Source organism: Francisella salimarina, assembly GCF_007923265.1.
GTDB classification, from domain to species: Bacteria; Pseudomonadota; Gammaproteobacteria; order Francisellales; family Francisellaceae; genus Francisella; species Francisella salimarina.
Map to the genome: position 1 here is coordinate 30,237 of NZ_VOJA01000003.1, position 25,784 is coordinate 56,020.

Below are 25,784 nucleotides of genomic sequence, written 5' to 3' on the forward strand. Positions count from 1 at the left end.
TAGCAATGGCATTTGTGTATATTCTTGCGAGTAAATGTAATGGAACACTTTATATAGGTGTAACATCAAATTTAATCAAAAGAGTTTACGAGCATAAGCAGGGTTATTCTGATGGTTTTACGAAAAAGTATGATGTCAAAAAGCTAGTATATTATGAGCAGTTTAACAATATAATAGACGCTATTTATCGTGAGAAAAGATTAAAAACTTGGCAAAGAAAATGGAAACTAGACTTAATAAATAAGTTTAATCCTAGGTGGTTAGATTTGTATGCTAGTATTTTAGCATAGTGGGTTTAATTTCACATTTTGGTTTTTGGATACTACGGTCGGAGCCGTAGTATGACGACTAGTGGATATATATTAGGACTTAGTAAAAAAGCTGTCATTCTACGATACTGAATCAAGTTCAGCACAGGCTTTGATCGTAGAATCTAAAGAAAGGTTTAGCAATGGCATTTGTGTATGTTCTAGCGAGTAAATGTAATGGAACGCTACATGGGCGCGTAACACTTGGGCAAATAATATAAAAAATTACAGAGGTAAAAAAATGCGATATGTAGTGATACTGATAATATTGATTATTCTAGCTCTACTTTTTTTGTAGAGGAGTAGATAGATGTCTAAATTTTTAAGGTATTTCCTCATTATTGCAATACTGATAATTACAGCGTCACTTATTACAAGTAAGAAAGATAATGAGATAGTTCCAACAGTTGTTAGCGTTCAAAAACTCGGTGAATTATCTACATTAAGAGTCATAGTCAGTGGTAATTCTTTATATGTCTCTGATAATGGTACATTAGTAGAAAATACTGCTAAATATAGCTACAAAGCATCTGCTAATTTATCAACGAATATTGATGAATCTGATATCAAAATTGATGCTAAAGATAAAACTATAATACTAAAAGTTAAACCACCCAAAGTAACATCCGTTACAATAGATTTTGATAAAACTAAGCAATTAAGTAGGCAAGCATATACATTTAAGGTATTGCCTAGATTAGGCGTTATAAATACTGATCCTGATAATCATCTGGCAAATATCGCATATAAAGAAGTTCAAAAGCTTACAGATAATGAAGCTTCATCAAAAGAGCATATTGAAGAGGCGAAAAATAAGTTTGTTAGTTTGATGAATAAACAGTATCAACCATTAGGTTGGAAAGTAGTAGTGGATTGGGTGGGGTAATATTTGAAACTCTTAAGGCAGAATTCCCTGGTTTTAAGCTAAAAATATCAACAATAGATTTACATTTAAAAAGTAATGATGCTAGTTATAAAGATTTTAGAAGTTGAAAAATCTTAGCGAATAGTGATTATTCAGAATCTAACTAAAAGCTTTTGAATATTGATGACTAAATAAAGATTTATTCTTTATCTTATTAGACACTTTATAATAATTTCTAACACCTAAAATCGGTACAAATACCTCAATATAGAATGTTAATATTCCAGCTAATGACATTGCAATTAAAAACATATTTTGAGAAAGACTCATTAAAACCAGTGGTGGAAAATAAGTGCAGATTAAGACTTTAATGTAAGCATTTTGTCCAAAGGCATCTTTTAAAGCATCGATCACACCTATTGAGATACAGCAGAAAGAGCCTATCATAGATATTAATTGAAAAGCGCTCAACATATTGCTAATAGTGTATGACTGAGTAAAAAAGCTAATACTATTATTAAAAGCTATAAGCTGATTTTTACTATTATAAATACTCATCATTCCATGACTACCTTCTGCTGGTATTGTAAAGAATATTGCTAAAATCCATGCTATATAAATCAGCGCTATGACTGTCGTACTAAAGATAAGCAAGAAAACAAAAGATTTAAAAGAAATACGATTATCATAAAACTTTGCTAAACTTGGGATAATAAAGTGATAACCAAAAGCATTAAATAATACAAATAAGAATGAAAATGCTCCTATTGATTGAATAGGATAGCTATCAATGCTAAGACTAATTTTGCTTGTAGAATAAAAAATTAGAAATATAGCTATGATAATAAGAGAGAGTTTAGCTACGACAAATATAACATTACTCTTGATTATAATTCTAGAGTTATAAGTTGTAATTCCACCTAGTATAAATACTAGAATCACACCAGATAATAAGTAACTTAAATTACTATTTTGTGCAAAGTATAAGCTTACGGATGAACTAATGCCAGATATGTAAGTTGTCAGTGTTAAATATAGTATTAATAGATAACCTCCAAAAACAGTAACCTTAGCTCCTTTAAAGTTTAAGAATTTGGTAGATAGCGAGAAATATGTATTGTGCTTAACTGGGAGGTTATAAGATATCTTTAATATACATAATCCTGTAAATGTCATTATTAACCATACTAAACATATTGCCAATAAGCTTCCCACAAATCCTAAGTTAACAGCAGCTATAGGTAAACCTATGATGCCACCACCTATAGTTGAACCAATAATCAAAAATACACCTATAAACTGCTTCATATTTCATTATTTTGAATAATTATTCATATATAGTAGTTTAAAAACATCTCTTTTGGAATATTTTTTATCATGGAAGTGAGATTTTTATTATTTTCTTGAATAAAAATTCACAAATCAGTTAAGCTTATTAGATGCTACCTACCGTGATAATTTAGTCTTATAGACTATTGTAAATTTGTCCTAAAATGCAAAATACTCTCCAAGTGGGTTGGTTCAAAGTTATTACTTTGATTGGATTTTTGTACTATACTTATTAGCAAGATTAAAAGTAGATTTTTATAATGAAGTATTATAAGCATATAGATGGTCTTAGAGCACTAGCAGTGTTAGCTGTAGTGTTATTCCATTTAAATATTAGTTGGATTAAGTCAGGCTTTCTTGGAGTTGACATATTTTTTGTTATTTCAGGGTTTCTAATAACTAGTATTATTATTCGTGATTTAGAAAATAAGACTTTTTCTATCAAGAACTTTTATCTAAGAAGAATGAGGCGTATTTTGCCTGCATTAATTGTGGTCCTTATATTTTCGACAATTTTTGCATGGTTAATTTTATTACCTCAAGATTTAAGAGATTATTCTAAGTCGTTAGTTAGTGCTTTGGGATCATTTTCAAATTTATATTTCTTTAGTTCACTAAGTTTTGGCTACTTTAGTACCGACTCAGAATTGATGCCTCTATTGCATACTTGGTCACTAGGGATTGAAGAGCAGTTTTATATTTTTTGGCCATTGTTTTTGATAGCCGCTTTTAATATTCCTGTTAAGCTAAAAAACCAAGTTGAGGTGTCTATACATCATAAACTATTGTATGGTTGTATAATTTTGACCATTTTGTCATTGGTTTCTTTGATATTTTTAAATGGCTCAGAGTATTACTACTTTCCGGTTACAAGAGCCTTTGAGTTATTGTTTGGCTGCTTTTTGGCGATATATTCAGTTAACAAAGAAATCACTATAAGCAAGTTGACAGCAAATGTCCTAGGATTAATATCTGTTGTATTGATGCTAGTACCTATACTCTTTGTAAAAGTATTTTATCCAGGTTTGGGTATGATAGAGGCTTGTCTTGGTGCTGCTTTATTTATATATGTGGGCTTAAATAATAATGTCTCTTTCATACACAGAGTTTTCTCACTTAAACCATTGATTGCGATTGGTTTAATATCATACTCATTATATTTATGGCATTGGCCGATAATTGCTTATGTTAATTATCTGAGTATTGATAGTACTTACCTTATCAAGGCTATTATTCTTATCGTTAGTTTTTGCTTAGCTACACTAACTTATTTCTTAGTAGAGAAACCTTTTAGATATAAGTTTAAGATGCCATTTTCTAAAACATTAATTGTATTATGGATAATCCCAGTATTACTAGCATCTTCATTTGCCTTATGTACTAAATATATCAAAAACTTTGCTGTTAATATTCCACCGCCGATTGTAGATCTTCGTAAATTAAATGGTATTTATGGTTTTGAGAGAGTTGATGAGAATAAATGTTTTTTACAAAACTCATCTCCAGAGTTTACATCAAAAATGCTGCCTCCGGAAAGTAAATGTTTAATAGGTGATGCTTCACAAGATAAAGATACAAATATACTATTTATTGGTGATTCTCATGCTCGTGCAGAGTTTCCAATGTTGGGGGTATGGTTATCAAATATTCATAAAAGTGCTTATTTAGTATCTCAAAGAAGTACTCCTTTTATAGAAAATCTTCCTAATACAGAATTAGGAGTATCAATGATTGATAGAAACAATGCGTTGAAAGACTTAATAAGAAAGCAGTCTTTTAAATATGTTGTTTTGGGTGGTGATTGGTCTGAGAAAAGTAATCAACCTTACATCTCAGGCATTGAAGAATCTATAAAATTGATAATAAAAAATCATGCCGTTCCAGTAGTAATACTGGATACACCAAAACTACCAAAAGGTTTTAATAACTATTGTATTGTTTCAACAGCTAAGTTTATTTTATTGTTTGATCCTCATCATTGTGAATTACCTTTGGAGTATGTGCAAAAGCAACAAGAAAAGTTTATTAAACTGATTTATAAGCTTAAAGCCAAGTATCCTGAAATGGTGTTGATAAATCCTAAAAAGGTCTTATGTAATGATAGTTATTGTAAGACCTCTCTAAATGGTATACCTGTATATTTAGATGGTCACCACCTAAATTACTTAGGTTCTCAAGAGATAGCTAAAGAGTATCTTAAAAAGTATGGTAATCCTTTAGCGCCTATAATTAAGTAAAGTTAGGAAATGTAGTTTTTAGTATGAAATCACAATTTATACAATACAATGACTCAAATAATGAGGTGCTATATCAAAGGTGCAAACCTATAAATGATATTCAAAGTTCTGAAATACAAAATATCATAGCTGAAATGTATGAAAAAATGCAAGGCAATGGTATAGGACTTGCGGCTAATCAAATTGGCTATCCTTATCAAATATTTATGATAGAGTTTGATAGTTCTAATGCAAGATATCCATTAAGTTTTGATAGTGTTCCTTTCCAAGTTTTTATAAATCCTAAAATTACAAAAGCGTCTGAGGAACGAGTTAGTTTTTGGCATGGCTGTTTAAGTGCCTTAGGAGAAAAAAGAGGTAAGTTAGCAACATATAAAGAGATTGAGTATGAAGCATATAACCAGCATGGTAAGAAAATTACAGGTAAGTTAGACTCTATAGCTGCGGTAATATTTCAACATGAGTTCAATCATCTGCTTGGTTCTGTGTATGTTGATTTTGATACTGAATATATGGATAACGAAGAGCTTCAATCAAGATTTGCTAGCGGAGAAATCAACGCTTATGAAGACTGTGGTGATGAAATACCATTGATCATAGATGATTATGTTATCGGTAACGATATTTAGGAAGTGCCTGTTTTTTGACAAAACTGTTAAATATAGAGTTGACATAATAATTAATGAGAGTATTATATCACGCATTGACGATAATAGCAGTCTGGAACCACCTGATCCCATTCCGAACTCAGAAGTGAAACGGTCTTACGCCAATGATAGTCTGGCAATGCCCAGGTGAAAGTAGGTAATCGTCAAACCTTTTTCAACTTTTTATCTTTTTTTCAAAATATTTTAAGTTTTTTTCCGAAGGAAGTTTAAATATGGCTGACCGAAGTTAGTTTTCAAGTTAGTTATGTATAGACTCGTTATATAGCTTTATGTGTCCAGTTGTGTGGGGGCGGATCAACATAAACCTTCTAAATCAAAACCTAACTAAGCCAGCCATATTTAGAACAACAAATTAGATATTATTGATGCTGTTACTATGTAAGCTATAGTTAGTCCACCTAAATATATTGGTAAAGCACAAAACTGAGATTTCAAATTTTTTCTCATATCTATTCACTTACATGTCTTTTTGTCAATGAGGCATATAATATAACAATATAAATATTTCAACAATTAGTAAAAATTAACAAGGCTAATCAAATTTTGATAATTAGATATTTTTTTGAAAAATTCAGCTAAGTTTATTTGAAATGTTTTTAGTCCCTTAATATGTTATTATACATGGTAATTTTATTTGCAAAACAAAGCTTAAATGTTTAGAAGTCTTCCTCTTTTTATAGGGTTAAGATATATCCGTGCTAAGAAGCGTAATCGGTTTATATCTATTATTTCTGCTATATCTTTTTTGGGTATATCTTTGGGAGTTGCTGTATTAATTACAGTAATGTCTGTGATGAATGGTTTCGATCAACAAATCAAAAATAGAATTTTGATGATGGTACCACCTTTGAAAGTATATCAGATGGGTGGGCAAGTTACTGATTGGCCAAAATTAGCAAAAGATGTTGAGAAAAGTGCGCCAAGTGTTACAGCAGCAGCTCCTATCGTGGAGTCTCAAGGATTGTTAAGTGCAAATAATGGTGGTAGTACAACTGCTTTTGTACAGATACAAGGTATAGAACCAAAATATCAAACTAAGGTGTTACCAATTGGTGATCATATCATAGAAGGTAAGTTATCATCACTAGATGATAATGAGGGGTATAATATCGTTTTAGGTAGTGCTTTAGCAAATAGCTTAGGTGTTACCGTAGGAGATAAAGTTACTTTAATAGTCCCTAAAGTAAGCTTAACACCTGCAGGGATGATTCCTAGAATCAAGCAATTTAAAGTATCCGGTATATTCTCAGTAAGCTATCAATACGATGCTTATTATGCGATGATTAATATCAAAAATGCTCAAAAAGTATTTGAGACTGGTAATTCAGTATCATCTCTTCAATTAGGCCTAGAAAATATCTACGATGCACCTCTCGTGAAAAATAAACTTAATGATGGCGCTATACCTCCGTATTATTTCACTCGTGATTGGACTGATGAAAACAAATCTTTCTTTGATGCTTTAAAAATGGAAAAGACAATGATGTTCTTTATCCTGTTGCTAATAATTACGGTTGCTGTATTTAATTTATTATCATCTTTAGTGATGGTTGTGACTGATAAGCGAAGTGATATAGCTATTCTTAGAACAATGGGTATGTCATCAAGACAAATTATAACTGTGTTTATCTACCAAGGATTTATAATTGGTTTAATTGGTACAGTTATAGGAGTTCTATTGGGGATTTTACTGTCGACTTATGCTACAGAGATTGTTAATTTCATCCAGCATGTTACAGGGAGACAATTCTTGAGTGCTAGCGTGTATCTGATTAATTATATCCCATCGGAGCTTATGTGGTCAGATGTATTTAAGGTTACTTTAGTTTCTATGTTTTTAAGTTTCTTAGCTACACTTTATCCGGCTTGGAGTGCTTCTAAGGTTCAACCAGTGGAGGCGCTTAGATATGAGTAATGTAGTTTTAAGTTGTAAGAATGTCTCAAAAAGTTACACAGAATTTAAGACAGATATAGCTATACTAAAAAATGTAAACCTTGAAATTAATAAAGGAGAAAAGGTTGCTATATTGGGTCTATCAGGATCAGGTAAGACAACATTGCTAAATGTTTTGGGTGGACTAGATAAATGTAGCTCAGGTGAAGTAATGCTTATGGGCGAGAGATTTGATAATCAGTCTGTTAATAAGCGTGCAAAGATGCGAAATAAGCATTTGGGCTTTATCTATCAATTACATCATTTATTGCCAGAGTTTACAGCTATTGAGAATGTAATGATTCCATTAGCTATTACCAAAAAATATACAAAAAAAGAGTCAATAAAGCTTGCTAATGAAATTCTAACAAAAGTTGGTTTAGAGCATAGGGCACATCACAAACCTGCCGAGCTTTCTGGTGGTGAGCGCCAAAGAGTTGCTATTGCGAGAGCTTTAGTTACCAATCCTAACTGTATCTTAGCAGATGAACCTACAGGAAACTTAGATAGCCAAAGATCTGAAAGTATATTTGCTTTGATGCAGCAGCTTAGTGATGATTTTGGAACTAGCTTTGTAATTGTTACGCATGATGAGAGACTAGCTAGTCGTATGAATAAAATCTATAGATTAGTAGATGGTGAATTAGAATTAGTTGAACATACTAACTAATTTATTATTTACTGATTTTCATTAGCAAAAAATATTTTTATCTGACTCACTTTTAGTATACTGCATAAGTATATAGTCTATAAGTGCTAAAGCTAATGAAGACAATTGTATTTGTATATAAAGACTCTTTAAAATCCTATAAAGAAAAATTTTTACTAAAGATTGAAAAAGATCTACAAAGTTATGAATATCATACTTTAACAGTAGATGATTTATCTGAGGTTGTAGAGATTCTCGAAGATAATTCAAGAATATGTTGTATCGTTCTTGATAGAACTAGTTTTAGTATTGAAGCATTTCATAATATTGCCCATCTTAACACTAAGTTACCAGTATTTGTAGTTTCTGATTATAACCAAAGTATCAAACTCAATCTGCGTGATTTTAACTTAAATATTAACTTCTTACAGTATGATGCTTTAGCTGGCGAGGATTCGGATTTTATTCATAGAACTATTACAAACTACTTCAATGATATTTTGCCACCTTTAACTTATGAGTTGTTTAAATATTCCAAATCTTTTAACTCATCTTTCTGCACACCAGGACATCAAGGAGGTTATGGCTTTCAGCGTTCGGCAGTGGGCGCTTTATTCTATGACTTTTATGGTGAGAATATTTTTAAGACTGACTTATCTATTTCAATGAAAGAGCTAGGAAGTTTATTAGATCATTCGGAAGCTCACAAAGATGCAGAAGAGTATATTGCAAAAGTTTTCCAAGCTGATAGATCGTTGATTGTTACCAATGGGACATCAACAGCTAATAAGATAGTTGGTATGTATAGTGTTGCTGATGGCGATACAATTCTTGTAGATAGAAATTGCCATAAATCAGTTACACACCTAATGATGATGGTAGATATTAATCCAATATATCTAAAACCAACAAGAAATGCTTATGGCATAATTGGAGGTATACCTAAAAAAGAATTTCAGCGCCAAACTATCCAAGAAAAAATTGATAATAGTAGCATTGCAGATAAATGGCCTGAATATGCTGTTGTCACAAATTCAACTTATGATGGTATTCTCTATAATACAGATACTATTCATCATGAACTAGATGTTAAAAAATTACATTTTGATAGTGCTTGGATACCTTATGCGATATTTCATCCAATCTATAAACATAAGTCTGCAATGCAGATTGAACCAAAGCCAGAGCATATGATTTTTGAGACACAATCTACTCACAAACTTCTAGCAGCTTTCAGTCAGTCATCAATGTTGCACATAAAAGGTGATTATAACGATGAAGTTTTGAATGAAGCATATATGATGCATACTTCAACATCTCCTTTTTATCCAATAGTTGCTAGTGTTGAGACAGCAGCAGCAATGATGGAGGGCGAGCAGGGCTATAATCTTATTGACAAAACTATCAATCTAGCGATAGATTTTAGACGAGAACTAGTTAAGCTTAGATCAGAAGCTGGTGATTGGTTCTTTGATGTTTGGCAACCTGATAATATTGCTAATAAAGAGGCTTGGCTACTAAGAAATGCTGATAAATGGCATGGATTTAAAAATATAGATGGTGATTTTTTATCACTAGATCCTATTAAGATAACAATCTTAACTCCAGGCATAAAAGATAACAATGTTGAGGACTGGGGCGTGCCAGCAGATATAGTAGCTAAATTTTTAGATGAGCATGATATTGTAGTTGAGAAATCTGGGCCTTATTCATTGTTATTTATCTTTAGTTTAGGCACTACAAAGGCAAAATCAGTAAGGCTAATATCAGTACTTAATAAATTCAAACAAATGTATGATGAAAATACATTAGTTGAGAAGATGCTACCGACATTATATGCTGAAGACCCTAAATTCTATGAAGATATGAGAGTTCAAGAAGTTAGTGAAAGGTTGCATCAGTATATGAAAGAGGCTAACCTTCCTAATCTTATGTATCATGCTTTTAATGTGCTACCAGAGCAGCGACTTAATCCTCATAGGGCATTTCAGAAGTTGCTAAAAGGTAGGGTCAAAAAAGTTCCTCTAGCAGAGCTATATGGACAGACTTCAGCTGTGATGATATTACCATATCCACCAGGTATACCAGTGATATTCCCTGGAGAAAAAGTAACAGAAGATTCTAAGGTAATATTAGACTTTTTATTGATGCTAGAAAAGATAGGATCAATGCTGCCAGGATTCGATACAGATATACATGGTCCTGAGAGAGCAAAAGATGGTAAATTATATATCAAAGTGATTGAAGAATAATATTAGATTTTTTTGAAATAAAACGCTTATATTCAGCTAAAAAAAAATGTATAGTGTTGCTTATCGAGTCTAATTTTAGGTGGAAAAATGCTTAAAACTCCTCTTTATGAATCGCACATAGCAGCAAATGCTAAAATGGTAGACTTCTCTGGATGGTCAATGCCAATCAATTATGGTTCACAAATTCAAGAGCACAATAATGTTAGAGAAAACTGTGGTGTATTTGATGTATCACATATGCTAGCAGTTGATATCCAAGGTAAAGATGCTGAAAAGTTTTTACGTCATATCTTAGCTAATGATGTTGCTAAACTAGAAGTGGGTAAAGCGCAGTATGGCTGTATGTTAAATCATGACGCAGGTATTGTTGACGATCTTATTACTTATAAAATAGATTCTGAAAATTTCAGAATTGTTGTCAATGCTGGTAATAGAGAGTCGGATGTAGCATGGTTCAAAGAAAACTCTCAGGACTTAGATGTTGCTATAACTCCACAACAAAGTTTAGCTATCGTTGCTGTACAAGGTCCAAAAGCAGTAGAGGTTGTCAAGCATACTGTGACTACTGAGATTGCAGAAGAAATAGCTAAATTGAAGCCTTTTACATTTAAGTTTTTTAGTAACTGGATGTTCGCTCGAACTGGTTATACTGGTGAAGATGGTTTTGAAATAATGCTGCCAGCAGATCAAGTAGCAGATTTTTGGGATAATTTATTAGAAAATGGTGCCGAACCAGTAGGTTTAGGTGCTCGAGATACTTTACGCTTAGAGGCAGGGATGCACTTATATGGGTCAGATATGAATACAACCACAACTCCTTTAGAGAGAGGGCTTGGTTGGAGTGTTGATCTCTCTGATGAGAGTAGAGATTTCATTGGTAAAAAAGCATATCTTGCGAAAAAATCACAGGGTATAGCTACCAAATGGACAGGGGTTGTTTTGAAGTCGAAAGGCGTGCTTAGAGCAGGTCAGGAGATTGATTTTGATAATGGTGAGAAAGGTTATATAACAAGTGGTAGCTTTTCACCTACTCTTAAAGTTGCAGTAGCATTAGCTTATGTACCTAAAGAGGGCGCTAATCCAGTCGTAAATATACGTGGTAAACAATTAGAAGTAGAATTAGTTAAGGCAAAGTTTGTCAAAAATGGACAATCTTTGATTTAAAATAAATATTTTCACAACAATAATTAATCGTAGTCAATACGGAGGTATAAAATGTCGAATATTCCTAATGAATTAAAATACACAAAATCTCATGAGTGGGTTAAAGTAGATGGTGAGGAAGTTACAGTAGGTGTTACCGAACATGCTCAATCTTTATTAGGTGATTTAGTATATGTTGAGCTACCAGAGGTTGGAGAAGAATTCTCAGCTGGAGATGATACTTGTGTTGTTGAATCTGTGAAAGCAGCTTCTGATGTGTATGCTCCTCTTGATGGCGAGGTTATTGATGTGAATGAATCATTAAGTGACGATCCTTCTCAAGTAAACCATGCACCATATAGAGATGGATGGTTATTTAAACTCAGAATTTCTGATGAATCTCAACTGGCAAATCTATTGTCTGCTGATGCTTATGCAAAAACTTTAGAAGACTAATTAGTATAAACCTTTAGAATTTCTATTTAGTCTTTATAAAATTCTATATACGAAGACATGGAGGAAATATGTCTTTTATTCCACATAAACCAGAACAAATCAAAAAAATGCTTGATACTATTGGAGCTAACTCCGTAGATCAACTCTTTGATGAAATTCCAGCTCAGTTAAGAGCCGATACTCTACAAATTCCTGATGGAATCAATGAGATGGAGCTAGCTAGAGTAGCTAGAAAAAGAGCAAATAAGAATCATCATAATACAAATTTTATAGGTGCTGGTGCTTATAGTCATCATATACCTGCTGCTATATGGGATATAGTAGCTCGAGGAGAGTTCTATACAGCATATACTCCATATCAGGCAGAGGCGTCTCAAGGTGGCTTACAAGTTATATATGAGTTCCAAACTATGATGGCAGAGCTGACAGGCATGGATGCTTCAAATGCTTCGATGTATGATGGGGCAACTGCTTTGGCAGAGTCAGTACTAATGGCGATTCGTTCAAATAAAAAAGCCAAGTCACAAAAAGTCTTAATAGCAGAAGCTCTACATCCAACTTATTTAAATGTACTTGAAACTATTACAAAGCATCAAGGTATCGAAGTTGATGTTGTAAATTTGGATTCTAAAAATGGTAAGACTGATGTTGCTAGATTAGATAGTTTTGCCGATACTCAATATGCTGCTGTAGTTATCCAGAGTCCTAACTTCTTAGGACAACTTGCAGATGTTGATGCTTTGACTAACTGGGCACATAAGCACGGTGCTTTGGCAATTGCCGTGACTAATCCTATGTCACTTGCGCTATTAAAATCACCTGCAGAATGGGGTGACAATGGTGCTGATATAGTATGTGGTGAGGGTCAACCTATGGGTGTACCTTTAGCTTCAGGCGGACCATACTTTGGTTTTATGACTTGTAAGATGCCTCATATTCGCCAAATGCCTGGTCGTATTGTAGGTAGAACAGTAGATTTAGATGGTAACGAAGGTTTTTGTTTGACGCTACAAGCTAGAGAGCAACATATACGGCGTGCTAAAGCTACTTCAAATATCTGTACTAACCAGGGCTTAATGGTAACAGCTGCAACTATCTATATGAGTTTATTAGGTGCCGAAGGTTTAGAAAGAGTAGCAAGTGTATCTCATGAAAATACTACTAAGCTAGCAAATGAATTATCTAAACTAGATGGAGTAAATGCTAGGTTTAATGATTTATTCTTTAATGAAGCAGTGATCGATTTACCTGTAAATGCGCAAGATTTTGTAACTGAGATGGAAAAAGAAGGTATAGATGCTGGTTATTTCTTAGGTGAGTATCATACTGATTTAGCTAACTCTATTATGGTTTGTGCTACAGAGATTCATACATCTGAAGATATCAAAGAGTACATAGAAGCTACCAAAAAAGTTTTAGCTAGGATAGGAGGTTAATTTAAATGGTTATTTTTGAAAAAACTAGAGGTAAAAACTCGCCATCTGTAATGCCTAGCAAAAAAGGTGATGTTTCAAATATCCCTACAAATATGCTTCGCTCTAAAAAACCTATCTTACCAGAGCAAGCTGAGTTAGATGTTGTTAGACATTACACACAACTTTCACGCAAGAACTTTTGTATAGATACGAATTTCTATCCATTAGGTTCTTGTACTATGAAATACAATCCGCGAGCGGCGCATAAGTATGCTTCATTAGCAGGATTTTTAGAAAGGCATCCTTATGCAAGTGTCCAGAGTGTTCAAGGTACTCTTGAGTGCTTGTATGATTTACAAGACCTAATCAAAGAGCTAACTGGTATGACAGGTGTATCATTAGCTCCTATGGCTGGTGCACAAGGCGAGTTTGCTGGTGTTTCTATGATTAAAGCATATCATCACAAGCGTGGGGATTTTGAGCGTAATGAGATTATTGTACCTGATGCTGCTCATGGTACTAATCCAGCTACTGCAAAAGTTTGTGGTCTGAAGGTTATCGAGATTCCAACTAAAAAATGTGGTGATATTGATATCGAAGCCCTAGATAAAGTACTTGGGCCCAAGACTGCTGGTATTATGTTGACTAATCCATCTACAGTTGGTGTGTTTGAGAGAAGTATTGCTGTGATCGCCAAGAAAGTTCATGAAGCTGGTGGTTTATTGTACTATGATGGTGCGAACTTAAACGCAATCATGGGTAAAGCTCGTCCTGGTGATATGGGATTTGATGTTTTACATATGAATCTTCATAAGACTTTTGCTACTCCTCATGGTGGTGGTGGTCCAGGTGCTGGTCCCGTAGCTGTTAATGATAAACTGAAAGAGTTTTTACCTGTACCGATGGTTGGTAAAAAAGATGATAGATTTGTATGGCTAGAAGAAAAAGATGTACCAAATACTATCGGTAGATTATCAGCATTTAATGGTAATATTGGTGTGTTAATTAGAGCATATATCTATGGAGCAATGCTTGGTGGCAATGGTCTAACAGAGGCCTCTGAAATAGCTACTCTAAACGCTAACTATATGATGGCTCGCTTAAAACAAGAAGGCTTCACGATAGCATATCCTGAGAGAAGAGCCTCTCATGAGTTTATTGTAACTTTGAAGCCTGAATTCCAAAATTATGGTGTAACAGCTACTGATTTTGCTAAGTGCTTGATAGATAGAGGGGTGCATGCTCCTACAATGTACTTTCCGTTATTGGTACCCGAGTGTCTATTAATAGAACCTACTGAAACTGAAAATGTTGATAGTATGGAGAAATTTATCCAAGCAATGGTAGAAATCAGAGATATTGCTAAGAAAGATCCTCAGTATCTAAAAGGAGCTCCTTATAATCTACCAGCGCGTCGTCTTGATGATGTCAAAGCAGCTAAAGAGCTTGATATTGTTTGGCAGCCTAAGTAAAAATATTATCTAAACTAAAGCATGAAGCTTTGTTTTTCGTTGCTTACTTCGTAAGCTATATACTAAATCACTAGTTGTTTGCATTAACTCGCATTGGAATTAGTACAAATTTCTTTATAATCCTTGTAGATTTATCAAAAAAACATATACATGCCTACAAATCTTAATCTAGTCAAAACTATATTTATTATAAATATAGTTTTTATAACTTTATCTTTTTATTTTCAGAGTGAATTATCTAGTAATCTTGCAATATTATGTGCAGCTATATCGTTTATAACAAGTGTGATTTTTGATAAGAGGATTTTCAATTCAAATCTATTTTTATTTTTATCAACCTTACCAATTTATTTGATAATACCTCTTTATCAAAATCCAATGCTTGCAACATTATTAGTTACATTATTAATATCTGCGCTAGTATACAAAAAGCAGATTTTTGGGCTATTTAATTTTGGAGAAATAAAAGATATTAAAATCTGGTTGGCAGTAGCGCTTGTATCTGTAGTAGCTTCAATCAGCTTGATAGTTTGGGGGATATTAACAAGTGAGCTAACTGGAGTTGGAGAGGCAACTTCTCAAGAGCTTGCGAAGCTTAGTACTATTGTAATTTTAATGCTAATACCTGTTGGAGCATTATTAAATGCAACTGTTGAAGAGGTTATTTTTAGAGGAATTCTCCAAACTGAATTGACTAAAGTTTTTAATATTTCAGTAGCAATATTTTTACAAGCATTTTTATTTGCCGGATTTCATTATGCGGGAGGGTTCCCTAATGGGTTAATAGGTTTTGCGATGACTTTTGTCTATGCTTGTGCTTTGGGTTTGATGAGATGCAAAGTCAAAGGATTATTTGCTCCTATCATTACTCATACATTTGCAGATATGACAATTTTAATATTTTTGTGGGTGTATTTTTAGAGCTAAAGTTTTTATGCTCATTAGTGTATAATTTTCGTTATATGCTAATCCTTTCCAACTATTAGATGCGTAACATTTTCTTAAAAATATCTAGTATTCTTTTATTGGCCTCTTTATCTATAAATTATACTTTTGGATATGCTCATACCAAACTAATGCTCGAGAATAACTGTAGTACAGATGCTGTATTTACCATCAAAGATAAAAATAACAAATCAACTTTTACAAAGACACTAAAACCACATCAATACCATATAACGAAAGAGCTAGCAAATGACAACTTCATGGATTCAACAACATCGTATTATGATATTGGCTTCAAATCTAAAGATTCATCAGGTTCTGTAGAATACGAGTTATCAAATGGATTTTTTTATTTTGGTAAAAAGGGTGCAAATAGAGCTTTATTTAAAGATTCAAAAGGCAATATAGAAATAAATCATCAGTTTCGCAATGATGATTATGAGTACTATTGGACTAATTATTCAGTGAATCTTAAAACATTGATAAACGGTAGTTTAATAACGCCAACTTTTACAGTTTCTGCATGTCATCAAGAGCTAGATATATTTGATAGTTTATTATTTGGTGTCAAAAGAATAATGATATTTGGTGATAGCTTAAGTGATAAAGGCAACTTATATAAGTACTCATTACAGCTTTTACCAAAATCAACACCATACTATAGAGGAATGTTTTCTAATGGAGAGGTATGGTCAGAACAGTTTGCAAATAGGCTTTATTTAAATAATATCCCTGTGAGTAATTATGCGGTAGGCGGTAGTTCGGTTATAGTGTTTCCTGAGTGGGCTGAGAATAGTACCCCATACGTTTTAGATAATCAGGTCAACTTGTACCTAGATTTAGAGGCTAATGATGATATAAAAGACAATTTAGCAATATTCTTTGTCGGAGGTAATGACTACCTAACTACTAATCCAGAGATGACTGATATTGATGGAGCAGTCAAACAAGTGACCGATGGTATTATCAATGCTATTGAAAAAGTATCAGCAAAACAGACAGTTATTGTTGGACTACCTGATCTAAGTATCACAGGAGAATCTAAATCACTTAGCAATGAAAAAATTCTCAAAAAAATATACAAACAGCATAATAAAATTTTAAGAGAATATGCAGATAAGCATAAAATGAAGTTTATAGATATTGCTACAGTATTTGATGAAATGGTAAATAATACTAAGAGCTTTAATAAAAAATATAATGCAACTATAAGCTTGGATCATATCAAAGATTCTTGTTGGTTAGGAGGGTATTTTTTATCTGAGAAATCTAATATTGATAATGCATATAATAGCCTAGAGGCTAACGCCAAAACAGACTCTAAAGTCAAAATGAATGATCTATTAGATCAGCCATCAATGCAAAGTGTTATAGATGCAGGATATGTTGGTAGTATGTGTGATAATCCCCAAGATTATGCGTTTTGGGATCATGTTCATCCAACCTATCAAGTGCATAGGGCATTATATAACTATATATTGTCAGAATTAGGAGTTAGGCCTGTCACAAGAGATAAGTGATAGTGATTTTTCAAAATTTTGTTAAATAATCATTTGACAAAGATAATTCTAAGTAATATGCTGAAAGGTATGGATTTAATTCCAGATGAATTATAAGCATAGTCTTATAAACGTGTTGATTTGATAACTCAGCTTGCGGACACGAAAAATAATCTGCTAAAAGGTGTTTTGGATTATTCCATCTTTCCCTCTCAGATTTCTCCCAAGCTAAAGAGTTTTATAAGTAGGAGAAAACTATGAGTAAATATTCTTTAGAAACATTAGCTGTACATCGCTCTATACCAGAAAAGAGCGGGTCGGTACAAACACCTATACATCAAACTTCTAGTTTTGTATTTGAAAGTACAGAGCATGCTGCAAATCTTTTTGCATTAAAAGAGTTCGGTAGTATATATTCACGATTAACTAACCCAACAGTAGATGAGTATGCTTCTAGGTTAGCTAATCTTCATGGAGCTGCTGGAGGATTTGCCTGCTCATCAGGACATGCAGCACAACTTTTGATTTTCTTAAATCTACTTCAAAGTGGAGATCATATAGTTGCTTCTAAATATTTGTATGGTGGTTCAGTAACACAATTGACACATACATTTCCAAGGCAGTTTGGGTGGCAGTCAACTCTAGTTGATATAAATAAATTAGATGAGGTCAAAAATGCTATCCAAGAGAACACCAAAGCACTATTTATAGAGTCTCAATCTAATCCTTCTGGAGTTATTGCCGATATCAAAGCACTTGCAAAAATTGCTCATGAAGCCGGTATTCCTTTGATAGTTGATAATACTGTTGCAACACCTTATTTATTAAATCCATTAGAACATGGTGCAGATATTGTCTCTTATTCTTTGACAAAATATTTAAGTGGCAATGGCTCTATAGTAGGTGGTGCAGTTGTTGATGGAGGAACTTTTGATTGGTCAGCTAATGATAAATTTCCTTTATTAGTAAAACCTGATAGATCCTATAATAATATTTCATTTCATGAAACTTTTGGCAAGTTGGCTTTTACCGTTAGGGGGCTTGCAGTTGGTTTGCGAGATATAGGTGCTACTCTTAGTCCACATACTGCTTTTTTGGCTATACAAGGTCTAGAAACATTAGGAGCAAGATTGGACAAGCATATCAAAAATGCTGAAAAAGTAGCAAAATTTTTAAATGCTCATCCAAAGATTAAAAAAGTTAATTATGCTGGTCTTGTTAATTCTCCATATAATCTTTTGGCTAATAAATATTTTCTAAGAGGTGTCGCTGGATTGCTAACCATAGAGTTAAATGAAGGATTTGATGCTGGTAAGAATTTGGTCGAGCAAACAAAGCTATTCACACACTGTGCTAATATTGGTGATGCTAGAAGCTTGATTATACATCCAGCTTCAACCACACATTCACAGTTAACAGAACAAGAGCGCATACAATCAGGAGTATCTGATGGTTTGGTAAGATTATCAATAGGGCTAGAAGATGCTAATGATCTAATAGAGGACTTAAAGCAGGCTTTGGATTATTCGGAGGTGCAGTATGACGATCAATGCAAAAAAGCCATTTGAGTTTTTTAGAGACTTACAGCTTAATTATCAAACTGAAATTAGTATCAAGAATAGCTCTAGTATCAAAAGATTAAAAGTTGCTATTGTAAACTTGATGCCAACTGTCAAAGAAACTGAAAAACACTGGGCAGATGTACTTTCTCATAATAGTTCTACAATTGTTGAGTTAGTGTTTTTTCATTCATTAGTACGTCCTAGTACTAGAGTTAGCGAGAATTACTTACAAGAAAATTATGCTAATTGGCAGGATTATGATTTTGCGGATTTAGATGGAATTATTATCACAGGGGCTCCAGTTGAGTTATTAGAGTTTGAGAGCGTTGATTTTTATCCAGAAGTTTGTGAGATAATTTCAAAAAGTCTTGAGTATAAATTATCTGTGATGTTAGTTTGCTGGGCTGCTCAGGCTGGTCTAAATTATCTATATGGTATAAACAAACAATGTCTAGAAAAGAAGTTATTTGGTGTATATGGGCATAAGCCTATTAAGCACGATCATCCACTATTAAAAGGTATAGATGGTGAGCTTAAAGCTTGTATATCTCGACAAACAAAAATTACAGATCAGAAAGTATTGGAGCATACAGATGTTATCCTAGCATCTGCAATAGATGGCTTAGATTGTTTAGCTGATAAAAAGTATGATATTACTTATATGTTTAATCATCTTGAGTATACTCAAGATACCTTAGAAGCAGAGTATTTAAGGGATAAAGCAACTACCGATAATATAGCTAAGCCATATAACTACTATGACAGCCAAAATAATATTGATTATTCATGGCAAAATGATAGAAAGACTTTTTATTCTAATTGGTTAGACATTATTAAAGATAATAAGTAGCAGAATTATAAATCCCAAGCTTTTATTATATCTTCTTCGGTGATTTTCTTTTGATTGAGATTTTCAAAGTAGATCATATATTGTTTAATTAGCTGGTTAATATACATATCCTCACCAGAGATATAGAAAATATCGTTTTTGTTACAATACTCGAGTAGATAATTTTTTTTATTATCCTTTTCAGGCATAGCGTGACAAAATACAATTTTTGCATTCTTAACTAAATCTATAAATTGGGTATTTTGCTCTAGCTCTGGTGATGATGATATTGGTGTAGCATCTACTACTAGGTCATACGGACCTTCAAAATGAGGGATGTTTTCTATACCTAGTTCTTTTCTTTTTTGAGCTACTTTCTCAGCATTTCTACCGACGATAGTTACTTTGATAGCTAAGTCTTGTAATACTTTAAAAGCAACTCCAGATACGCCACCATTACCGTATATTGCTGCGGTTTTTATAGTTTTGTTTGATGCTTTTACACCTTTTTTAAGAGCTGTTTGTAAGCCATGACAGTCTGTATTATAACCATAAAGCTTGCCATTTTTATTGATGATTGTATTGACTGCTAAAGTCTCTTTAGCTAGTGGTTCGATGTAATCTAAAAACGGTATTACTTTTGATTTTAGGCCATTGTGAGCCGTTACTGTACCACCATTGACAAAGGGTGCTCTAATAGCATCAGTATAAGTCTTGGCAGTTATATCACCAGAAAATGTAAAATAACAAAGATTTAAGTCTAGCTTCTGTATAGCAGCATTATGTCTTGATATAGATGAGTTACTCCCAGAAGTAGAAAATAAAAACTTAGTCTCAGTATTAAGAGGAGCTTTAAAATTATCAGTCATCTTGTTTCCTTAGCTATGAATAATTAACATTGAGTATGCTCTAAGAGGAGGGAGCTTGCCTTTAGTTGTTTTTTCTATAGTCTCCGTACCAGCTCTTTCATGATTTGCAATCACATGCCACACATTAGTTTCGGTAGTTGGAACAATATCGTTGATATCGTAATTTTCTATAGCTGTCGCATTATACACTACAACTATATTTTTCCACATATCGCCGTTAGCATTATCCTTGAGATGAGATACGATAACTCCAGAATGAAGATCATGGTATGCTGCTGAAACAATTAGGTGTTTACTGATATCCTCAGGGCTAGTCATTCTAAAAGCAGGGTGTTCTTTTCTTATCTTTATAAGTCCTTTTACATAATCAAAAAAAGGCTTGTATTGTAATTTATCTTGCCAGTGAAAAGCATTAATATCATCACCACTCTTATAACTGTTATGATCACCTTGCTTTGTTCTCAAAAACTCACAACCACCATGCAAGAATGGCACCCCTTGAGATGTTAATAAAATACCAAGGGCTAAACCGTTTTGGCGAACTCTACGACTTTCAAAGATATTTTCGGGAATATTTTTTCGATAATCTCCAGCTTGAATGTTCCTTTGCAGGCTTTTTTCAATTTGATCCCAAAGTGTATAGTTATCGTGAGCATCTACATAGTTGATAGTCTCTTTAGGGTTAGCAGTTAGATCATGTATAGAGCCTCTAAGACCTTCCATAACCTTGCCGATATTGGCTGGATTATGAGCATCTCCATTGATGTAACCATTACCTGGACTATTATTGCCTCTAATCGTATCCCTAAATGTATCATTAAATACACAGAAGTCTTGGTTTCTCTGCGTGCCCCTATATGTACCATTTCTTAGAGGTGAGTCACCAGCTTTCCATGGTTCTCCATAGACTATAATACCTGGATCTATTTGTTTTACTTCTTCAGTAATTTCTTTGATAGTATCAAGATCAATTAGTTCCATTAAGTCAAATCTTAGACCATTGACTTTATAGTTTTTGACCCAGTGCAGAACGGAGTCTTTGATAAACTTGCGCACCATTGGTTTTTCGGTATCAAGTTCATTACCACACCCAGAACCATTGGTAAAGTGGCCTTGGCTATCAGTCCTGAAATAATATTTTGGCACAATATTGTCAAAGTTCGATGTATCAGTCATATGGTTATATACCATATCCATAACGACACCAATACCTTTGTTATGGAATCCGGCAATCATTTCTCTAGCACCTTTGATTCTTTGAGTTGGATCAAAAGGATTAATAGAGTAGCTTCCATCTGGTGCATTGTAGTTTTGTGGATCATATCCCCAGTTTCTATTATCTTTGATATTGGCATTTGACTCATCAACCGATGAAAAATCAAATATCGGTAATAGATGTACATGAGTGACACCAAGTTCATGAAGACTGTCTATACCTGTTGAAACAGATAGTTCACCATTTGGAGTAGTTATTTCAGATCCTTCATATACTGTACCTAAAAATTTGCCTTTGATGTTTTCTGGTATTCCACTATTGGAGCCGATAGAGAAATCTCTAACATGTAATTCATAGATAACAGCATCCTGAGGGTTTTGAGGTGTATGGAAGTAGCTGTTTTTCCAGCTTTCAGGAGATAGCTCATCTGAGTTAAGGTCTAGTATGAATCCTTTTCTACCATTGGCACCAAGTCCAACTGCATAAGGATCTATAGCATAAGTTATTTTTGTATACTTATTACCACGATAGTCTATATCATCAAAGTAAAGTCGATATATATAGAATTTGTTTTCACAGAGATCTCTAGGTATACAGGCACTATGTGTACCATATTCTAATTCTGGAATTAAATTAAATGCATCATCAGGCATCTCGTGTTTGTCATTATCATCTTCATGATATATCAAAAGCTCAACGTGTTTTGCTGTCGGAGCCCATATCCTAAATGATACTGTGTCATTAGAGAAGACAACACCCATATCATCATTTGGATAGTAGTATTTATCCAAAAAGTTACCGAATAATACTTTCGTTGGCATAAAGGTATTATTTGCACGTATTTCTATTAAATCGCTTGGCTTAAGCTCAGAAGGCAAATTGGTAAATATAACTTTTTTAGACTTATACTTAACGATATTTACAGCGTTTGTAACTTTTTTCGAATTTATCCATAGTTCAAATATAGTACCTATCAGAGGAGTATCTGATAAATAAGCCTCTATTTTATTTGGCTCATCAAGTACAGCATAATTTATTCTGGCATTAGTTCTGTTGACAACATCACTTAGAGAAGTATAAATATCATGATCTCCATAAACTATATAATAGTTATCATGATCTTCATCTATTTTGAATGAGCTTGTTTGTTCAGCCCAATCGTTCTGCCAGTACGTGCTCCATGTTCTTTTGCGTGCTATTATGTTTTTATTTACACAATCAGCATATAGTCCAAAGTCGCTCTTTTTAGAAAGTGATTTTGGGCGTGTTTTTCCTTTTTCATCATACGTCCATAAATCCCAGCTAAAGTCCTGCCCTAGATATTGTTCATCTTTTTTTATAAAGTGAATAAGTTGACCTTTACGAGGTTCCCTAGCTACTCTAAAAATTCTTTCTGCTTTATGGTTAGGATTGTTTTTGCTACTACAATATACTTTGACTTCACTTATATCTGTTACAGAAGGGTCAACACTTAATTTATTATCTTTGACTTCAATAAGCTTTGATTTTGGCTCTACTCGCCATGTAACATCAACAATACTTCTTTTTTTTGTTAAAGACTCTGTTATCGCTATCAGGTCAACTTTATAACCTGGTACTATATAGTCTTCAGATGCTTTTATTGAAAGAATCTGAGGATTTACAAGCCAGTTGAAAGTCAGTGGTTCAAAAACTCTATTGCTTGCAGAAAGTCTTCTTTCATTGCCCTCTAGATCTATTAAAATAAAAGTATATTGATTTGAGCCATTGATAAGCCCAGAGATCTTAAGAATATTTTTTGTCAGCCATAAGCTACCATCATCAGGGTCAGCTTCCCATATTAGCCTATATCTATCTTCTTTTTTCCATTGATTAAATTGCCCTGTAACATAACCGTATGAGAAGCCATGCGCATTTATTCTAAATCTAATACTGTTTGTATCTGGGTCTTGGTCTAGAGAGTATTCAGCATCGAACTTTTCGAAGATGCTGTCTTTTTCTATCCATATATTATTTAATGACTGCATATTTACAACTTTTGCTTAATAATTTATATATTTTTTAAAAAATTTAGTTAAGCTATTATAGCCTTATTTTTTGAGTTTGAGAACAAGGGTGGCCATAGGCGGGATTCTTATGGCAATCTTTTGGTCAAAGCCATGCTGTGCTTCTGGAACTGATAGTATTTCATCTGAAATAACTTGGCCTGAACCACCAAACTCAAGGCTGTCAGAATTAAAAGCCTCAATATATGATCCTGCATCAGGAACACCTATGTTGTAGTCGTAATAAGTTACAGGAGTAAAGTTACAAACAAATATTAGCTTTTCTTGGTTATCTTTACTAGCTCGGACAAAAGATAAGATACTCTGTTCAGAGTTGTTGGCATCTATCCATTGGAAGCCTTGGTGATCGTAATCACACTCCCACAATGCAGTCTCAGCTTTATAGAAGTCATTTAATTTTTTGAAGAAATGTAGTGTTTCTTTATGTGTGTGATATTCATCAACAACCTGCCACTGTAATTGCTCATATTCTCGCCATTCAACAAACTGTCCAAATTCACTTCCCATAAAAATAAGTTTCTTACCAGGGTGACCAATCATATATGACATATATAGTCGTAGGCCAGCATATTTATTCCATAAGTCTCCCCACATTTTGTTTATGAGAGATTTTTTGCCGTGAACTACCTCGTCATGTGAAATAGATAAGATAAATTTCTCTGAATAGTGGTATACCATAGAGAAAGTGATTAAGTTGTGATGATACTTACGATAAACTGGATCTAAAGAGATATAGCGTAATGTATCGTTCATCCAACCCATATTCCATTTGAAGTCGAACCCTAAACCACTTTGCTCAACAGGTGTGGAGATATTTGGCCAAGATGATGATTCTTCAGCAATTGTGATCACTCCTTTGCAGGTATGCTTTAGGACACCATTGAGTTCTCTTAAGAAAGCAATACCTTCCAAATTCTCATGTCCACCATGAATGTTGGGTATCCACTGTCCATCTTCTCTATCATAGTTAAGATATAAGATATTTGATACTGCATCTACACGAAGTCCGTCTATATGAAACTCATTGATCCAATACATTGCATTTGAAATCAAGAAACATTTTACTTCATTTCTACCTAGATCAAAGTTATGCGTTCCCCAACCCTCGTTAACAGCTTTGGTAGGTTCTTGATATTCGTAACATGCACTACCATCAAAGTTGATTAATCCATGTTGATCTTTGCAGAAGTGTCCTGGTACCCAATCTAAAATTACACCTATATCATGTGTATGAAGTTTATCAACTAGGTGCTTCAAACCGACTAAATCGCCATGACGACTATTCACTGAGTAAAAACCTGTTGGTTGATAACCCCACGAAGCATCTAGTGGGTGTTCATGTAACGGCATAAACTCTATATGTGTGTATCCCATATCTTTGATATACTCAGGCAGTATCTGGGCTATCTCTTCATAACTCATAAATTCGCCATCTTTGGTTTTCCAAGAAGCAAGATGTAGTTCATATATATTCATTGGACTATTGTAATAGTCAGCAGTAGCACGTTTTTTTAGCCATTTATCATCATGCCATTTATATTCCATCTGAGTATTTATTATGGATGCTGTATTCGGTCTTAATTCTGAGAAAAAAGCATAAGGGTCACTTTTATAAACGTAATGATTAGTATCTTTATTTGTTACAACAAGTTTATATTTTTGTTCATTTTTGACACCAGCTATGAATACACTCCATAATCCTGAATTACTAATGGGTTTCATTTGATTTTTGCTTTGAATTTCCCAGTGACTAAAGTCACCTATGACACAAATACTTTTTGCATTTGGGGCCCAGGTTGTAAATCTAATACCATCAATACCACCTTCGCAAGCTGCATGAGCACCCATAAATTCATATGCATATATGTGCTTGCCTTCATGGAAGTAATGTATATCTTGCTCGCCAATAGTGGAATGTTTATTTTGTTTTGAATTTACGTTTTTCATAAAAGCTCCTAGTCAAAAGTATAGAATCAGTGTGTTTTTCAGCGTAGACGCTAATAAGTACTAAAAATCTCTATAATTACAATCTTAATCGTTTATATAAGCTTAGTAAACTGAATAATTAATTTAAAAAATAATTTTACCAGCA

General features: G+C 33.5%; 19 protein-coding genes, 1 rRNA gene and 1 riboswitch. Of the genes, 16 read left to right on the plus strand and 4 right to left on the minus strand.

The window, feature by feature from the left end; translation table 11 throughout:
- Nucleotides 1-5 precede the first annotated feature (5 nt).
- Both FQ699_RS02570 and FQ699_RS02575 read left to right on the plus strand, forming a co-directional pair.
- Complete coding sequence (locus FQ699_RS02570; RefSeq protein WP_146420998.1) at nt 6-290, plus strand: GIY-YIG nuclease family protein; 285 nt, start codon at nt 6-8, stop codon at nt 288-290.
- A 328-nt stretch (nt 291-618) separates the two neighbouring features.
- On the plus strand, nt 619-1,194 hold the full coding sequence (locus FQ699_RS02575) for a DUF4230 domain-containing protein (protein WP_146420999.1): 576 nt from the start codon (nt 619-621) through the stop codon (nt 1,192-1,194).
- A gap of 138 nt (nt 1,195-1,332) precedes the next feature.
- On the opposite strand, the gene FQ699_RS02580 is transcribed toward FQ699_RS02575, so the two are convergent.
- Nucleotides 1,333-2,481 (minus strand): aromatic amino acid transport family protein, encoded by a 1,149-nt coding sequence (locus FQ699_RS02580; protein WP_146421000.1) that lies wholly within the window; start codon nt 2,479-2,481, stop codon nt 1,333-1,335.
- 281 nt (nt 2,482-2,762) lie between these two features.
- Between FQ699_RS02580 and FQ699_RS02585 the strand changes: the two genes are divergently transcribed.
- The 14 genes from FQ699_RS02585 to FQ699_RS02650 all read left to right on the plus strand — a co-directional run bounded on the left by FQ699_RS02585 (nt 2,763) and on the right by FQ699_RS02650 (nt 19,583).
- Entirely contained in the window at nt 2,763-4,739 is a 1,977-nt protein-coding gene (locus FQ699_RS02585; protein WP_146421001.1) for an acyltransferase family protein, read from the plus strand.
- Nucleotides 4,740-4,762: 23 nt separating this feature from the next.
- Nucleotides 4,763-5,368 carry a peptide deformylase gene (locus tag FQ699_RS02590; RefSeq protein ID WP_146421002.1) on the plus strand — a complete coding sequence of 202 codons (606 nt, stop codon included), beginning with the start codon at nt 4,763-4,765 and terminating at the stop codon, nt 5,366-5,368.
- A gap of 73 nt (nt 5,369-5,441) precedes the next feature.
- Nucleotides 5,442-5,556, plus strand: a 5S ribosomal RNA gene (gene rrf / locus FQ699_RS02595).
- Between the two features lie 503 nt (nt 5,557-6,059).
- Nucleotides 6,060-7,322 carry a lipoprotein-releasing ABC transporter permease subunit gene (locus FQ699_RS02600; protein WP_146421003.1) on the plus strand — a complete coding sequence of 421 codons (1,263 nt, stop codon included), beginning with the start codon at nt 6,060-6,062 and terminating at the stop codon, nt 7,320-7,322.
- Nucleotides 7,315-8,010 (plus strand): lipoprotein-releasing ABC transporter ATP-binding protein LolD, encoded by a 696-nt coding sequence (gene lolD, locus FQ699_RS02605; RefSeq protein WP_146421004.1) that lies wholly within the window; start codon nt 7,315-7,317, stop codon nt 8,008-8,010. The genes FQ699_RS02600 and lolD overlap by 8 nt, the downstream gene beginning before the upstream one ends.
- A gap of 95 nt (nt 8,011-8,105) precedes the next feature.
- Nucleotides 8,106-10,241: a lysine decarboxylase LdcC gene (locus FQ699_RS02610; RefSeq protein WP_146421005.1), complete on the plus strand. Its 2,136-nt coding sequence runs from the start codon at nt 8,106-8,108 to the stop codon at nt 10,239-10,241.
- A gap of 87 nt (nt 10,242-10,328) precedes the next feature.
- Nucleotides 10,329-11,405, plus strand: a complete 1,077-nt coding sequence (gene gcvT, locus FQ699_RS02615; RefSeq protein WP_146421006.1) for a glycine cleavage system aminomethyltransferase GcvT — start codon at nt 10,329-10,331, stop codon at nt 11,403-11,405.
- 51 nt (nt 11,406-11,456) lie between these two features.
- Complete coding sequence (gene gcvH, locus FQ699_RS02620; protein ID WP_013923583.1) at nt 11,457-11,840, plus strand: glycine cleavage system protein GcvH; 384 nt, start codon at nt 11,457-11,459, stop codon at nt 11,838-11,840.
- A 68-nt stretch (nt 11,841-11,908) separates the two neighbouring features.
- On the plus strand, nt 11,909-13,276 hold the full coding sequence (gene gcvPA, locus FQ699_RS02625; protein ID WP_146421007.1) for an aminomethyl-transferring glycine dehydrogenase subunit GcvPA: 1,368 nt from the start codon (nt 11,909-11,911) through the stop codon (nt 13,274-13,276).
- Nucleotides 13,277-13,281: 5 nt separating this feature from the next.
- Nucleotides 13,282-14,727, plus strand: a complete 1,446-nt coding sequence (gene gcvPB, locus FQ699_RS02630) for an aminomethyl-transferring glycine dehydrogenase subunit GcvPB (protein ID WP_146421008.1) — start codon at nt 13,282-13,284, stop codon at nt 14,725-14,727.
- A 150-nt stretch (nt 14,728-14,877) separates the two neighbouring features.
- Nucleotides 14,878-15,648 carry a CPBP family intramembrane glutamic endopeptidase gene (locus tag FQ699_RS02635; RefSeq protein WP_146421009.1) on the plus strand — a complete coding sequence of 257 codons (771 nt, stop codon included), beginning with the start codon at nt 14,878-14,880 and terminating at the stop codon, nt 15,646-15,648.
- A gap of 65 nt (nt 15,649-15,713) precedes the next feature.
- Nucleotides 15,714-17,192 carry an SGNH/GDSL hydrolase family protein gene (locus FQ699_RS02640; RefSeq protein ID WP_146421010.1) on the plus strand — a complete coding sequence of 493 codons (1,479 nt, stop codon included), beginning with the start codon at nt 15,714-15,716 and terminating at the stop codon, nt 17,190-17,192.
- A 102-nt stretch (nt 17,193-17,294) separates the two neighbouring features.
- Nucleotides 17,295-17,372: riboswitch (SAM riboswitch) on the plus strand.
- Nucleotides 17,373-17,428: 56 nt separating this feature from the next.
- On the plus strand, nt 17,429-18,739 hold the full coding sequence (locus FQ699_RS02645) for an O-acetylhomoserine aminocarboxypropyltransferase/cysteine synthase family protein (protein ID WP_146421011.1): 1,311 nt from the start codon (nt 17,429-17,431) through the stop codon (nt 18,737-18,739).
- A complete protein-coding gene (locus FQ699_RS02650; RefSeq protein ID WP_146421012.1) occupies nt 18,711-19,583 on the plus strand; it encodes a homoserine O-acetyltransferase/O-succinyltransferase family protein in 873 nt (290 codons plus the stop codon). The genes FQ699_RS02645 and FQ699_RS02650 overlap by 29 nt, the downstream gene beginning before the upstream one ends.
- Nucleotides 19,584-19,588: 5 nt before the next feature.
- On the opposite strand, the gene FQ699_RS02655 is transcribed toward FQ699_RS02650, so the two are convergent.
- From FQ699_RS02655 to glgB, 3 genes are all read right to left on the minus strand, one after another.
- Complete coding sequence (locus tag FQ699_RS02655) at nt 19,589-20,431, minus strand: shikimate dehydrogenase family protein (RefSeq protein ID WP_146421013.1); 843 nt, start codon at nt 20,429-20,431, stop codon at nt 19,589-19,591.
- 9 nt (nt 20,432-20,440) lie between these two features.
- Nucleotides 20,441-23,653, minus strand: coding sequence for a type I pullulanase (gene pulA, locus FQ699_RS02660; protein WP_146421014.1), 3,213 nt, complete (start codon nt 23,651-23,653; stop codon nt 20,441-20,443).
- Nucleotides 23,654-23,716: 63 nt separating this feature from the next.
- Nucleotides 23,717-25,639 (minus strand): 1,4-alpha-glucan branching protein GlgB, encoded by a 1,923-nt coding sequence (gene glgB, locus FQ699_RS02665; protein WP_146421015.1) that lies wholly within the window; start codon nt 25,637-25,639, stop codon nt 23,717-23,719.
- Nucleotides 25,640-25,784: the final 145 nt, after the last annotated feature.